Source organism: Affinundibacterium macrobrachii (assembly GCF_014652415.1).
Lineage (GTDB): Bacteria > Pseudomonadota > Gammaproteobacteria > Burkholderiales > Burkholderiaceae_D > Undibacterium > Undibacterium macrobrachii.
This window is the reverse complement of sequence record NZ_BMYT01000007.1, coordinates 1-15,186: the sequence shown is the minus strand read 5'-3', so window position 1 is coordinate 15,186 and position 15,186 is coordinate 1. Positions and strand designations below refer to the sequence as shown.

Sequence of the window (15,186 nt, the reverse complement as noted above, 5' to 3'; positions counted from 1 at the left end):
CAAAATACAGAGTCGGACTACTCACTACTGCTTTTGCATGCTTGACTTTGAATTTGTGGAAACGCAGATTTAATCTGAATGATGGCTTGCTTCTCTTCTTCGTTCAGATTTTCGAGGCGATAATTGATCTTCGCAGCGCTAACGCTACGTGGTGCTAGTTTGGCTTCTTTCAAACCTTTTTTTGCCAGATTTGCCAGATGTGTTTTTGCCGCTTCAGGTGTTTTAAACACTCCAAGTGAAATGCCCCAACGCAAAGGAGTTTGATCCTGCACGATATAGAATTCGGTTACGCCGAGCTTACGAAGTTGTGCTGCTTTTTTTTCTGCTGCGTCTTTACTACCCAAGGAAGGCAAGTACACCATGTTTGTAGCAACCTCAGCCAACTCGGTACGCGTTAAACGCTCAGCCAAAGCTAAGGGTTTCAATTTCTCATCAAAACTTTTACCCTCTGCCGCAGTAAATCCAGAGACTTCAAGGCAAGCTAAAATTGGTTCTGCTTTCTTGGTTTGTGCATCGATCAAATCCTGTGCTTCGTTCGCATTTAATAATTTGATTTTGTCAGGATTCTTCTCTGCCTTCATTCGCAAGGGCTCGCGCGTATTTTCAAACATATTATCGAACAAGCCAAAATTGAACGATAGCAAAATTGCGTTAATGATTAATAGTGCCCAGAAAAAAAATCGCAACATAATCGAAAGTCTCTATCAGGAATATCAGGAGGATCAGGAATGAATGGTTGTCTCAGCTTGGCTGGCAATCCATAAACCAGTCAGTACTAGATTTTCTACATGCTGCCACTGTAAATTCTTCACATGGCGTAATTGCGGAATAAGGTAAGGCGCAGCACCGCCAGAAATCAACAATAGTGGTTGACGTTGATGTTGTTCCACAAAGCGTGCCACCGCAGATAAGATTGCCCCAATTTGCGCATGCACACAACCACTGGCGATCGCCTGATCAGTTTGGGTCGCAAATAAATTTGGCATATCAGTGTGCTGGGCGATTTGTGGCAATTGCGCAGTATTTTTAGCGAGTGAACTAGCCATTAACTGCAAGCCCGGCAAAATCATGCCACCTAAAAAATCACCACTATCGGTGATCGCATCGATCGTGGTGGCAGTACCGCATGTGGCGACGATCAAATCTTGACCGCAAAATTGCGTATGTGCGGCAATCATTGATGCGAATCGATCTGAACCTAACTTAGTCGGTTCAAGATAATGATTGCGTACTCCTGCGCATATTGCTTGAGAGCGAAAACGTCGAATTGGCAAACTCGGAAACAAAACTTGCAGGCGTTGTTCGATCTCGGCTTGCAAGCTATCGCCCGCCACATTTGAGATCAAACAACTAACAACAGAAAAATGCGCAATCGCTTGACTGAGCTGATCAAACCCCTGATGCGAAACTGAGCCTATCGCTTCCCAAGCTGGCGGAAAATGCAAGCCATCTTGAGCAAAATCTTGCGCGATACATGCCCACTTCACACGCGTGTTACCGGCATCGATGAGTAGTAGCATGGGAGGTTTATCTATCATTTTAGAATTTACATCACAGCGATATTTTGCAAATGAATCATTTTACGGCAAAGGTCGCAAAGAGACATCACCAGAATGTATCCTTTGCTCACCTTGCTCTGTCTGCAACAACAAACAACCGAGAGCATCGACACCAAATGCGATGCCTTGATGCAGCACTTTACCCTGCTCCATAATCACCACCATTTGTTGCGCATGTGCGTGCAGACGATTCCAACGCTCTACAAAGGCGCTAAACCCTTGCAAAGAGAACTCCGTTAAAGCCACTTGTAATGCTTGCAGCAGTTGCGCGAGCAATTGATTTCTATCCATTTGCGCCAACCATGCAGCGTCTGCCACTTCTTGGCCGATTTCGCGTTCCAATTCGGCTGGTATCGATAAATTAAGTCCAATCCCAATCACTGCCCAACTACTTTGCGCCTGACTTGCTTGAGATTCGACCAAAATACCTGCCAATTTTTTTGCATCTCGTAAAATGTCATTGGGCCACTTTAACTGCACCGGGACACCAAGCTGTAACAGCCGCTCAGCAATCGCAACCCCTACTGCCAAGGGTAATCCCATCATTGATGACGCACCTGCAGGAAATTCCCAAGCAAGTGAAAAAGTTAACACCCCATCCGGTGTCGATAGCCATGTGCGTCCTGCTCGACCTCGCCCTGCGGTTTGGTGTCGCGCCACCAGCAAAGTTGGCGTATGCAAGCTCTTTACTCTCTGCATCAAATCTGCGTTGGTTGAACCAGTTTCCTCAACAACTTCGATCGATATGTGCGGAAAATCGGTTGCGCGATTCAATTCATATAGAGCTTGCTCGATCAAATTGGATTCTAAACGCTTAGGCATGGACACTTTTCATTTTCTATTCAACAAAATCTGCTATGAGCTTCGACAAACAAAAACGGCACCGCAGAAACTCTACGGTGCCGTCTTTTTAAATCAGACTCACAAAATTTACATTAAGCTTCGTCGTTATTTACATCACTTGCCACTACTTCAGCGGCAGCTGGAGTAAAGATTTCTTTTTCTGCAGCTAACAAGGCTGCACGTTCATCGGCTTCCCAAGATTCTTTCATCTTGCGAGCGCGGTGGTATGCGAGACCTGTACCAGCTGGAATCAAACGACCAACAATGACGTTTTCTTTCAAGCCGCGCAGTGTATCTTTCTTGCCCATGATCGCTGCTTCTGTGAGAACACGTGTGGTCTCTTGGAAGGAAGCGGCAGAGATGAAAGAATCTGTCGACAAGGAAGCTTTGGTAATACCCAACAAGATATTTTCGTAAGTTGCTGGAATACCATTCGCCGCTGTTACGCGATCGTTTTCGCCCAACAAATCTGAACGTTCAACTTGTTCACCAACGATGTAGTTGGTATCGCCTGGATTCACCACCACAACACGACGCAACATTTGACGCACGATGACTTCAATGTGCTTGTCATTGATCTTAACGCCTTGTAAGCGATACACGTCTTGAACTTCATCAACGATGTAGCGTGCCAAAGCTTCGATACCCAACAAGCGCAAGATGTCTTGTGGATCAGCTGGGCCGTCAACAATCATTTCACCTTTGTTCACAACTTGACCGTCATGGACCAAGACTTGTTTATCTTTGGTGATCAAGAACTCGTGTTTCTGACCATCCATGTCGGTGATTTCCAGACGTTGCTTACCTTTGGTTTCTTTACCAAACGCGACCGTACCAGTCACTTCTGCCAACATACCAGCGTCTTTTGGTGAACGCGCTTCGAACAACTCAGCAACACGTGGGAGACCACCAGTAATATCACGAGTTTTTTGTGATTCAGTTGGGATACGCGCCAATACTTCACCAACGTGAACTTGTTGACCGTCTTTCACTGTAATCAAAGCGCCGACTTGGAAACCAATCGTTACCGCGTGCTCAGTGCCAGAAATTTTCACTTCTTCACCAGCTTCGTTCAACAATTTCACTTGTGGACGCAAGCTCTTACCACCAGCAGAACCACGACGTTTCGCATCGATAACAACTAATGTGGACAAACCAGTCACATCATCAACCTGCTTAGCAACAGTCACGCCTTCTTCGACGTTTTCAAACTTCACTTGACCGGTGTATTCAGTAATGATCGGACGTGTCAATGGATCCCAAGTCGCCAAATCTGTGCCTGCTTTGATCGTCATACCGTCTTTTACGATCAAAGTTGCACCGTAAGGTACTTTATGACGTTCACGTTCACGGCCATGATCATCCGTGATCAAGACTTCACCAGAACGGGAAATCACGATTTGATCGCCTTTACCATTCGTAACGTAACGCATTGTCGCTGTGAAACGAATCGTACCGTTAGATTTTGCTTCAACAGAAGAAGCAATCGCTGCACGAGAAGCCGCACCACCAATGTGGAAGGTACGCATCGTCAACTGTGTACCTGGTTCACCGATGGACTGCGCAGCGATAACACCGACAGATTCACCTGCATTCACCAAGTTACCACGACCCAAATCACGACCGTAACACATTGCGCACAAGCCGTAACGTGTGTCACATGTCAATGGTGTACGTACTTTAACTTCGTCGATGCCCAAGGCTTCGATTTCTTCTACCATGAATTCGTCGAGCAAAGTACCAGCAGCGTACAATGTTTCTTGTGTTTCTGGATTGACAATATCATTTGCAGCAACACGACCCAAGATCAAATCGCGCAAAGGTACGTTCACTTCACCACCTTCAACGATGGCCTTCATTGAAGAACCGTTGGATGTGCCGCAATCGTCTTCGATGACCACCAAGTCTTGCGTAACGTCAACCAAACGACGTGTCAAGTAACCGGAGTTCGCTGTCTTCAACGCCGTATCCGCCAAACCTTTACGTGCACCGTGCGTAGAAATAAAGTACTGGAGAACGTTCAAACCTTCGCGGAAGTTCGCCGTAATCGGCGTTTCAATAATCGAGCCGTCTGGTTTCGCCATCAGACCACGCATACCTGCCAACTGACGAATCTGTGCCGCAGAACCACGCGCACCGGAGTCAGCCATCATGTAAATCGCGTTGAATGATTCTTGCGTACCTTGTGTACCATCACGACGGGTGACTGGTTCAACTTTGAGCTGTTCCATCATCGCCTTGCCGACTTCGTCACCTGTTTTACCCCAGATGTCGACCACTTTATTGTAGCGTTCGCCTGCAGTCACCAAACCGGATGCATATTGCTGTTCGATTTGTTTCACTTCATGTTCAGCAGCAGCCAACAAAGTGACTTTTTGTGGCGGTACCAACATATCGTCGATACAGATAGAAATACCAGCACGAGTCGCCAAACGGAAACCGGACTGCATCAATTGATCTGCAAATACCACCGTCGCGCGCAAACCGCACTTACGGAAGGAAGTATCGATCAATTTGGAAATTTCTTTTTTCTTCAATGGACGATTCAGGACTGAGAATGGCAAGCCTTTTGGCAAGATCTCAGACAAGATCGCACGACCAACCGTGGTTTCGTAACGCTTAACAGTTTTAACGAATTCGCCAGTTGCTTTGTCTTTTGGATATTCAGTAATACGTACTGTGATACGTGTCGCCAATTCCACTTCTTTGTTATCCCAAGCGCGAATTGCTTCAGAAACGTCTGGGAACATCATGCCCTCGCCCTTACCATTAATGGCTTCGCGCGTTGCATAGTAGAGACCCAAAACGATATCTTGTGAAGGAACAATAGAAGGTTCACCGTTAGATGGGAACAAAATATTGTTAGAAGCGAGCATCAATGTGCGTGCTTCCATTTGCGCTTCGATAGACAAAGGAACGTGAACCGCCATTTGGTCACCGTCGAAGTCAGCATTGAATGCCGCGCAGACGAGTGGATGCAATTGGATCGCTTTACCTTCGATCAAAACTGGTTCAAACGCTTGAATACCTAAACGGTGCAAAGTAGGCGCACGGTTCAACATGATCGGATGTTCGCGGATCACTTCTTCCAAGATATCCCAAACTACTGGTTCTTGAATTTCAACGAGTTTCTTCGCTGCTTTGATCGTTGTTGCCAAGCCCATCAATTCCAATTTATTGAAAATGAATGGTTTGAACAATTCCAATGCCATCAACTTTGGCAAACCGCATTGATGCAATTTCAGTTGTGGACCAACCACGATAACGGAACGACCAGAGTAGTCGACGCGTTTACCCAACAAGTTTTGACGGAAACGACCGCCCTTACCTTTGATCATTTCTGCCAAAGATTTTAAAGGACGTTTATTTGCACCAGTCATCGCTTTACCGCGACGACCATTGTCCAGCAAGGAGTCAACCGCTTCCTGCAACATACGCTTTTCATTACGCGTAATGATTTCCGGAGCGCGCAATTCCATCAAGCGCTTCAAACGGTTATTACGGTTAATGACGCGACGATACAAATCGTTCAAATCCGAAGTCGCGAAACGACCGCCATCCAATGGTACCAATGGACGCAATTCTGGCGGCAATACTGGCAACACTTCCATGATCATCCAGTCTGGTTTGATACCAGAACGTTGGAAGGCTTCCAATACTTTCAAACGCTTAGAATACTTCTTGATCTTCGCTTCAGATTTAGATTCTTTGAGTTCTGTACGCAAAGTTTCTGCATCACGATCAATGTCGATAGAACGCAACAATTCACGGATACCTTCTGCACCCATGAATGCAGTGAACTCGTCACCATATTCTTCGTATTTTGCTGCGTAATCATCTTCAGACATGATTTGGCATTTTTTCAGCGGAGTCATGCCTGGATCAGTCACAACGTATGCTTCAAAATACAAAACGCGTTCGATATCGCGCAAAGTCATGTCGAGCACCATACCCAAACGGGATGGCAAGGATTTCAAGAACCAGATATGTGCTGTTGGAGAAGCCAACTCGATATGGCCCATGCGTTCACGACGCACTTTCGCCAAAGTCACTTCAACGCCGCACTTTTCGCAGATCACACCGCGATGCTTCAAACGCTTGTATTTACCGCACAAGCATTCGTAATCTTTAATTGGGCCAAAAATCTTCGCGCAGAACAAACCGTCACGCTCTGGCTTGAACGTACGATAGTTGATTGTTTCTGGCTTTTTAACTTCGCCATAGGACCATGAACGGATTTTTTCTGGAGACGCGAGACCAATTTTGATCGCGTCGAATTGTTCATTGGGCTGAACTTGCTTGAATAGATCGAGCAGGGCTTTCATGTATTGCACTCCAGTGAAGTGTTGAATCGCTTGTGCTTATGGAACGCATCTGATCTGCTTTAAGTTTAACCCTGTTCGCATTAGCGGGAGAGCCTGTTCGACTTCTTGGTCGACCCAAGTTCCGCAAAATACCGGGAACAAAAAACACAAAAAATGTTAGTCCATCTGAATGACCAACGCCCGAAATGAATTCGGGCGAAGGTTTACTACCAATTTACTAATTTAAATCTGATTAATGACAGATCAAGTGCCAATCAACTACGCTCTAAGTCGATATCGATACCCAAAGAGCGAATCTCTTTGACGAGAACGTTGAAGGACTCAGGCATACCTGCGTCGATCACGTGATCACCTTTAACGAGATTTTCGTACACTTTAGTACGTCCATTCACGTCATCGGACTTCACAGTCAACATCTCTTGCAAGACGTAAGACGCACCGTACGCTTCGAGTGCCCACACCTCCATCTCACCGAAACGCTGACCACCGAATTGTGCTTTACCGCCCAATGGTTGTTGTGTCACGAGAGAGTAAGGACCAGTCGAACGTGCATGCATCTTGTCATCAACCAAGTGATGCAATTTCAAGACGTGCATGTAACCAACTGTGACGTTGCGTTCAAAAGCTTCACCAGTGCGACCGTCATACAAAGTCACTTGATTCTTCGATGGCGTCATACCTAATTGTTTCGCGATTGGATCTGGGTAAGCCAAATCCAACATGCGACGAATTTCTGACTCATGCGCACCGTCAAACACTGGGGTTGCGAACGGTACACCTTTTTTCAGGTTGGACGTCAATTCCATGATTTCATCATCAGACAAACCATCGATATCTTCAGACTTACCAGACTCGTTATAGATTTGCTTCAAGAAACCACGTAATTCCTCAACTTTCACTTTGGCATTCAACATTTCGCCGATACGCAAACCCAGACCTTTAGCAGCCCAACCTAAGTGAACTTCCAAAACCTGACCCACGTTCATACGTGATGGAACACCCAATGGGTTCAGCACGATGTCCGCTGGTGTACCATCGGCCATGTAAGGCATATCTTCGACCGGAACAATGCGTGAAACCACACCCTTGTTACCGTGACGACCCGCCATCTTGTCACCTGGTTGCAAGCGACGTTTAACGGCTAAGTAAACCTTAACCATTTTTTGTACGCCTGGTGGCAACTCATCGCCTTGCGTCAACTTGGTACGTTTTTCTTCAAACGCTAAATCGAACTGATGACGTTTTTCAGCGATAGAATCTTTGATCGCTTCGATTGCACGTGCAGCATCTTCGTCCGCTGGGCGAATATCGAACCAATGGTACTTATCAACTTCTGCTAAGTATTCCTTAGTAATCGTCGCGCCTTTAGCCAATTTATTTGGGCCACCGTTAGCGACTTTACCAACTAACATACGTTGCAAACGTTCGAAAGCATCGCCTTCCACAATACGCAACTGATCGTTCAAATCGAGGCGATAGCGCTTCAATTCATCATCGATAATTTGTTGTGCACGTTTGTCGCGTTGAATACCCTCACGGGTGAACACTTGAACGTCGATAACTGTACCAACCATGCCTGAAGGCACGCGCAGGGATGTATCTTTAACGTCAGAAGCTTTCTCACCGAAAATTGCACGCAAGAGTTTTTCTTCTGGTGTCAGTTGGGTTTCACCTTTTGGTGTCACTTTACCGACCAGCGTATCACCCGCAGTCACTTCAGCACCGATGTAGACGATACCGGATTCATCCAGACGTGCTAATTGGTTTTCAGCAAGGTTAGAGATATCACGTGTGATTTCTTCCGCACCCAACTTCGTATCACGAGCAACCGCAGACAACTCCTCGATATGAATCGACGTGTAGCGATCATCAGCAACAACTTTTTCAGAGATCAAAATCGAATCTTCGAAGTTGTAACCATTCCATGGCATAAACGCGATCAACATGTTTTGACCGAGCGCCAATTCACCCAAATCGGTAGAAGCGCCGTCAGCCAATACGTCACCCTTCGCAACGATGTCGCCAACTTTAACAATAGGACGTTGGTTGATGTTCGTGTTTTGGTTAGAACGTGTGTACTTGATCAAGTTGTAGATATCCACACCAACTTCACCAGCCTGCGCCTCCGCATCATTGACACGAATAACGATACGACCCGCATCGATGTAATCCACTTTACCGCCGCGCAAAGCTTGTACGGTTGTACCAGAATCGACCGCAACGGTACGTTCGATACCTGTACCGACCAAAGCTTTTTCTGGACGCAAGCAAGGAACCGCTTGACGTTGCATGTTGGCACCCATCAACGCACGGTTCGCATCATCGTGTTCCAAGAATGGAATCAGGGATGCCGCAACAGAAACCACCTGGCCCGTTGCAACGTCCATGTATTGAACGCGTTCTGGAGAAACCAAAATTGTTTCGCCAGCTTGACGAGATGAAACCAATTCGTCGCACAAACTACCATTCGCATCAATCGTTGCATTCGCCTGAGCGATGATGTAACGACCTTCTTCGATAGCGGACAAGTAATCGATCTGATTCGTGATCTTGCCGTCAATAACTTTACGGTATGGTGTTTCCAAGAAACCGTATTCGTTCAAACGCGCATACAAAGCCAAGGAGTTGATCAAACCAATGTTTGGACCCTCTGGTGTTTCAATCGGACATACACGACCGTAGTGAGTTGGATGGACGTCACGCACTTCAAAGCCAGCACGTTCACGTGTCAAACCACCAGGTCCCAATGCAGAAATACGACGCTTATGCGTGATCTCTGACAATGGGTTAGTTTGATCCATAAACTGAGACAATTGTGAAGAACCGAAGAACTCACGGATTGCTGCAGAGATAGGCTTAGAGTTGATCAAGTCATGCGGCATCAAGTTGTCGGCTTCGGCTTGACCCAAACGCTCTTTAACTGCACGCTCAACACGGACTAAACCAGCGCGGAATTGGTTCTCAGCCAATTCACCTACGCAACGTACACGACGATTACCCAAGTGATCGATATCATCGACTTCGCCGCGACCATTGCGCAACTCAACCAAGATCTTAATTACGGACAAAATGTCGTCATCAGACAAAGTCATCGCACCAGTCAATTCATCGCGACCAATACGGCGATTGAATTTCATACGACCTACTGCGGACAAATCGTAACGATCTTCGTTGTAGAACAAACCGTTAAACAAGGCTTCAACAGAATCTTCTGTTGGCGGTTCGCCAGGACGCATCATGCGATAGATCGCAACACGTGCTGCCATTTGGTCAGCAGTATCGTCTGCACGCAAAGTTTGGGAGATGTAAGCACCTTGATCGAGATCATTGGTGTACAAAGTTTGAATATCAGTGACTTTTGCATCACGCAATTTGGCCAACAATTCTTCTGTCAACTCATCATTCGCGTTCGCAACAACTTCGCCGGTATCCGCATCAACGATATTTTTCGCCAATACGCGACCGAGCAAATAGTCTTCAGGCACAGAAATCATCTTGATGCCAGCAGATTCAATTTCACGCACATGCTTGGAATTGATACGCTTGTCTTTAGCGACGATCAACTTACCAGACTTATCGGAGATATCGAAACGCGCAACTTCACCGCGCAGACGTTCAGAAACGAATTCCATTTCTGCGCCATCGCTATGCAATGAGAAGTTATCGAATACAAAGAAGTTCGCCAAAATCTGTTCATTGGTCATGCCGATCGCACGCAACAAGATCGTGACTGGCATCTTACGACGACGGTCAATACGGAAGAACAGAATATCTTTTGGATCAAATTCAAAATCCAACCATGAACCACGGTAAGGAATGATACGAGCAGAGAACAACAACTTACCAGAAGAATGTGTCTTGCCGCGATCGTGTTCGAAGAACACACCAGGCGAACGGTGCAACTGAGAAACGATAACACGCTCAGTACCGTTGATCACGAAAGAACCAGTGGTCGTCATGAGTGGCAATTCACCCATATACACTTCTTGTTCTTTCATTTCTTTAACGACAGGCTTGGTTGGAGATTCTTTATCGAGAATCACCAAACGCACTTTTGCACGCAAAGGAGATGCAAATGTCAAACCGCGCAATTGACATTCCTTGACGTCAAAGGCTGGATCGCCTAAAACGTAGGATAGAAATTCTAAACGAGCGAACCCATTGTGCGACACGATCGGGAAAATGGACGTGAAGGCTGACTGCAAGCCCTCATTTTTGCGCGCAGACGGTGCTTTGTCGGCTTGCAAAAAGCCCAAATATGACTCGAGCTGGGTCGCCAGCAGGAACGGAACGTTGTGGACGTTAGCGCGTTTCGCAAATGATTTACGAATGCGCTTCTTCTCAGTAAATGAGTAGTGCATGGACACTCCGTGAGTGGCAAGGAAGGATGGAGAATTCAGATTTCAAAACTTTTTTCCAGTTAAATGACACGACAAGAAAAACCATCAAGAAACCTCAAGTCTCAGCCCTCACCTTAAGAGATTCGGCTTAGGAAATTTCAACAAACTACAATGAACCAACAATTCTGCCGCGAGAACGACAGAGAAGCCAAAGAGGAACCTTCTCTTGCAAGAAGATTCCTTACTTTGACTTAGGCAAACTCGAAAGTCCGCCAGTATAACACGGAATTACTTAACGTCAACTTTCGCGCCAGCTTCTTCCAATTTCTTCTTAGCAGCTTCAGCGTCAGCTTTTGAAACGCCTTCTTTAACTGCTTTTGGTGCGCCATCAACGAGGTCTTTAGCTTCTTTCAAGCCCAAACCTGTGATTTCGCGAACTGCTTTAATAACGCTAACTTTGTTTGCGCCAGCTTCTGCCAGAACTACTGTGAATTCTGTTTGCTCTTCAGCTGCTGCAGCACCGCCGCCAGCTGCTGGACCAGCAACTGCCATTGCAGCTGCAGAAACGCCGAATTTTTCTTCGAAAGCTTTAACCAAGTCGTTCAAGTCCATTACGGACATCGCGCCTACGGCTTCCAAGATATCTTCTTTACTAATTGCCATTTGAAACTCCTAATTTTTTAAAAAACATCGATTCAGTATTTGACGGAAACGTCAGCTGTTCGCTAATAAGCGATTAAGCAGCTTCTGCTTCTTTTTTCGCTGCCAAAGCTGCGAGGCCACGTGCGAAGCCAGATACAGGTGCCTGCATCATGCCTAACAATTGTGCCAACAGTACTTCGCGGCTTGGGATGCTTGCCAACGCAACAACACCAGCTTTGTCCAAAGACTTACCAGCATAGTTACCAGCTTTAACGACTAACTTGTCATTGCCTTTTGCGAAGTCATTCACGACTTTAGCAGCAGCAACAGCATCATCCGAGATCGCATAGATCAACGGACCTGTCATTTCGTTAGCCAGGCTTGCAAACGCAGTACCCTCTACAGCGCGACGTGCGAGTGTGTTTTTCAACACGCGCATGTATACGCCTTGAGCACGTGCTTGTGCACGCAATTGCGTCAAATGACCGACCTGGATGCCACGGTATTCAGCTACGACGATAGTCTGTGCAGTTGCTACTTTTGCAGAGACTTCAGCGACGACAGCCTTTTTGTCATTCAGATTGAGACTCACGGTCAACCTCCATTAATGATATTCAGTCGATACACCACAATGATGCATTTCCCTCATATCGTTTCGAACACGGCGTCCGAAGTTAGGAGCTTCACTGGGTTAGCAGTGGTCACTACAAAACTTGCTCGGGTACACCATCTGCGTTGGGCATCGAGAATCGCTTCTCAACAATTAACTTTTTAAACGGATTTAAAAAGCCCAACGGTCTTTGACACTCTGTTTGCTTTATTACCAAAGCAATTAATCACAAACAGCCCAAAGATGCGCCACTCACCAATGATGAGTGGACTTAATTCTTACCATTTATTACGCAGACAAATTCACGTGATCTACGCGCACACCTGCACCCATCGTGGATGAGATAGAGACTTTACGCAGATAAACACCTTTACTTGTCGCCGGCTTAGCTTTATTCAAAGCGTCGATCAAAGCCAACAAGTTCGCTTTCAAATCGCCATCAGCGAAAGATTTACGACCGATTGTTGTGTGAATAATACCTGCTTTGTCTGTACGGTATTGAACTTGACCAGCTTTAGCATTCTTAACCGCTGTAGCAACGTCAGGCGTTACTGTGCCAACTTTTGGATTCGGCATCAAACCGCGTGGACCCAAAACTTGACCCAAAGTACCAACGATACGCATTGTGTCTGGAGAAGCGATCACAACGTCAAATGGCATATCGCCAGCTTTAACGCGTTCTGCCAAATCTTCCATACCAACGATATCAGCACCAGCTGCTTTCGCTTCTTCAGCTTTTGCGCCTTGTGCGAATACCGCTACGCGAACTGTTTTACCTGTACCAGCTGGCAATACAACTGCTCCACGAACAACTTGGTCAGATTTCTTAGGATCAACACCGAGTTGAACAGAAACGTCGATAGATTCGTTGAATTTTGCAGTTGCGCATTCTTTGATCAACGCAATCGCATTATCAAATGGATACACTTTCAAACGATCTACTTTTGTTTTCAGCAATTTTGCTTTTTTAGATAATTTAGCCATTACAGACCCTCCACCGTGATGCCCATGGAACGAGCGGAACCTGCGATTGTACGCACGGCTGCTTCCATATCAGCTGCAGTCAAATCTTTTTGCTTAACTGTTGCGATTTCTTCGGCTTGTGCACGAGTGATTTTGCCAACCTTATCTGTATGTGGCTTAGCAGAACCTTTAGTGATACCAGCTGCTTTTTTGATCATGTATGTTGCTGGCGGCGTCTTCATCACGAATGTGAAAGACTTATCAGCAAATGCGGTGATCACAACTGGAATTGGCATACCTGGTTCCATACCTTGAGTCTGCGCGTTAAACGCTTTGCAGAATTCCATGATATTCAAACCACGTTGACCCAATGCTGGACCGATTGGTGGGGATGGATTTGCTTTACCAGCTGGCACTTGCAGCTTAATAAAACCAATAATTTTCTTTGCCATGATGGCTCCTTCTATGATTGAGTGGTAGCGCCTTTTGTTCAGATAACCGAGCAACAGGCTCCTCGCTTTTTCACTAGCTTTGTATTTCTACACGGTGCTAGCCCCGCTTACAACATCGAACTACTTAAACTTTCTCAACTTGAGCAAATTCCAAATCAACTGGTGTTGCGCGACCAAAAATCGTTACATTAACGCGCACTTTGGATTTACCGTAATTGACTTCTTCAACATTGCCATTGAAATCAGTAAATGGACCTTCTTTGATTCGAACAACTTCACCAACTTCATACAGCACTTTTGGCCTTGGCTTTTCAACACCGTCTTGAACTTGCTGCAGAACTTTTTCGATTTCGTGGCGTGGAATAGGCGCTGGCTTATTCGATTTACCGCCGATGAATCCAGTTACCTTGCTAGTATTCTTAACCAAGTGCCAAGTATCATCTGTCATTTCCATTTCTACAAAAACATAGCTTGGAAATAAACGACGCTCGGTGACACTCTTCTTGCCGTTCTTTACTTCAATAACTTCTTCGGTTGGAACTAAAATTTGTCCAAACATATCTTGCATTTCAGCGCGCTCAATGCGCTCTACCAATGCACGTTGAACACTCTTTTCCATACCGGAATAGGCATGAACTGCATACCATTTTTTTGCGCTTTTAGGGACAGAAACACCAGAGTCCAGCTCTGGTGCATTCTCCGCATTTTTTTCTGAGGTTTGTTCGCTCATTATTTAAGCCCAAGAATTACATTCATAATCAAATATTCAAGAACTTTATCAGTAGTAAACAGGAATATCGCCATAATTAAAACAAACCCAAACACTACTGCTGTCATTTGCCCTGCTTCTTTACGAGTAGGCCAAACCACTTTCTTCGCCTCACGAATTGACTCCTTCGCAAAGGACACCAATTCACGTCCTGTTTCAGAAATAAATACCAAAACAACAGCCAATGCGATACCACCAAATAAGGCACCTAGACGAACATATTTCGGCTGCCCCGCAAGAACATAAAATGCGACCACACCAGCGATCGCAGCAATAATCGCCAAAACGATTTTGTACTTATCACTAGATGTACTTACAGTTTGAACGGTTTGGTTAGACATGCTTAATTTACTTTCGATGCCTTTTGGCCTTGATGGTGGCAGGGGCGGAGGGAATCGAACCCCCAGCCTACGGTTTTGGAGACCGTCGCTCTGCCAATTGAGCTACACCCCTACAACTAAGAACTTGGTAAGCAAAAACAGCGACCCATTCGGATCGCCATTTTCACTTAAGAACTGCGATATTACTCGATGATTTTAGCAACAACACCAGCACCAACAGTACGACCACCTTCACGGATAGCGAAGCGCAAGCCTTCTTCCATCGCGATCGGGTTGATCAACTTAACAGTGATAGAAACGTTATCACCTGGCATCACCATTTCTTTATCCTTCGGCAACTCG

12 protein-coding genes and 1 tRNA gene are annotated in these 15,186 nt (G+C 45.9%); all 13 read right to left on the bottom strand.

The window, feature by feature from the left end; all coding sequences use genetic code 11:
- Positions 1-17: 17 nt before the first annotated feature.
- On the bottom strand, positions 18-689 hold the full coding sequence (locus IE103_RS16310) for an SPOR domain-containing protein (protein ID WP_189347203.1): 672 nt from the start codon (positions 687-689) through the stop codon (positions 18-20).
- A gap of 33 nt (positions 690-722) precedes the next feature.
- On the bottom strand, positions 723-1,520 hold the full coding sequence (locus tag IE103_RS16305; RefSeq protein WP_189347202.1) for a type III pantothenate kinase: 798 nt from the start codon (positions 1,518-1,520) through the stop codon (positions 723-725).
- Between the two features lie 60 nt (positions 1,521-1,580).
- A complete protein-coding gene (locus IE103_RS16300; RefSeq protein ID WP_189347201.1) occupies positions 1,581-2,381 on the bottom strand; it encodes a biotin--[acetyl-CoA-carboxylase] ligase in 801 nt (266 codons plus the stop codon).
- Positions 2,382-2,494: 113 nt separating this feature from the next.
- Positions 2,495-6,727 carry a DNA-directed RNA polymerase subunit beta' gene (gene rpoC, locus IE103_RS16295; RefSeq protein WP_189347200.1) on the bottom strand — a complete coding sequence of 1,411 codons (4,233 nt, stop codon included), beginning with the start codon at positions 6,725-6,727 and terminating at the stop codon, positions 2,495-2,497.
- Between the two features lie 254 nt (positions 6,728-6,981).
- Complete coding sequence (rpoB, locus tag IE103_RS16290; RefSeq protein WP_189347199.1) at positions 6,982-11,088, bottom strand: DNA-directed RNA polymerase subunit beta; 4,107 nt, start codon at positions 11,086-11,088, stop codon at positions 6,982-6,984.
- Positions 11,089-11,355: 267 nt separating this feature from the next.
- Complete coding sequence (gene rplL / locus IE103_RS16285) at positions 11,356-11,730, bottom strand: 50S ribosomal protein L7/L12 (protein ID WP_189347198.1); 375 nt, start codon at positions 11,728-11,730, stop codon at positions 11,356-11,358.
- Positions 11,731-11,803: 73 nt separating this feature from the next.
- Positions 11,804-12,301, bottom strand: coding sequence for a 50S ribosomal protein L10 (rplJ, locus tag IE103_RS16280; RefSeq protein ID WP_189347197.1), 498 nt, complete (start codon positions 12,299-12,301; stop codon positions 11,804-11,806).
- 306 nt (positions 12,302-12,607) lie between these two features.
- Positions 12,608-13,303 (bottom strand): 50S ribosomal protein L1, encoded by a 696-nt coding sequence (gene rplA / locus IE103_RS16275; protein ID WP_189347196.1) that lies wholly within the window; start codon positions 13,301-13,303, stop codon positions 12,608-12,610.
- Positions 13,303-13,734 carry a 50S ribosomal protein L11 gene (gene rplK / locus IE103_RS16270; RefSeq protein WP_186891709.1) on the bottom strand — a complete coding sequence of 144 codons (432 nt, stop codon included), beginning with the start codon at positions 13,732-13,734 and terminating at the stop codon, positions 13,303-13,305. The genes rplA and rplK overlap by 1 nt, the downstream gene beginning before the upstream one ends.
- A 124-nt stretch (positions 13,735-13,858) precedes the next feature.
- Positions 13,859-14,464, bottom strand: coding sequence for a transcription termination/antitermination protein NusG (nusG, locus tag IE103_RS16265; RefSeq protein WP_189347195.1), 606 nt, complete (start codon positions 14,462-14,464; stop codon positions 13,859-13,861).
- On the bottom strand, positions 14,464-14,844 hold the full coding sequence (gene secE, locus IE103_RS16260; protein ID WP_189347194.1) for a preprotein translocase subunit SecE: 381 nt from the start codon (positions 14,842-14,844) through the stop codon (positions 14,464-14,466). Before secE ends, nusG begins: the two co-directional genes overlap by 1 nt.
- A 36-nt stretch (positions 14,845-14,880) precedes the next feature.
- A tRNA-Trp gene (locus IE103_RS16255) sits at positions 14,881-14,956 on the bottom strand.
- Positions 14,957-15,026: 70 nt separating this feature from the next.
- On the bottom strand, positions 15,027-15,186 hold a 160-nt coding region (locus IE103_RS16250; RefSeq protein ID WP_463315753.1), incomplete at its 5' end, for an EF-Tu C-terminal domain-related protein.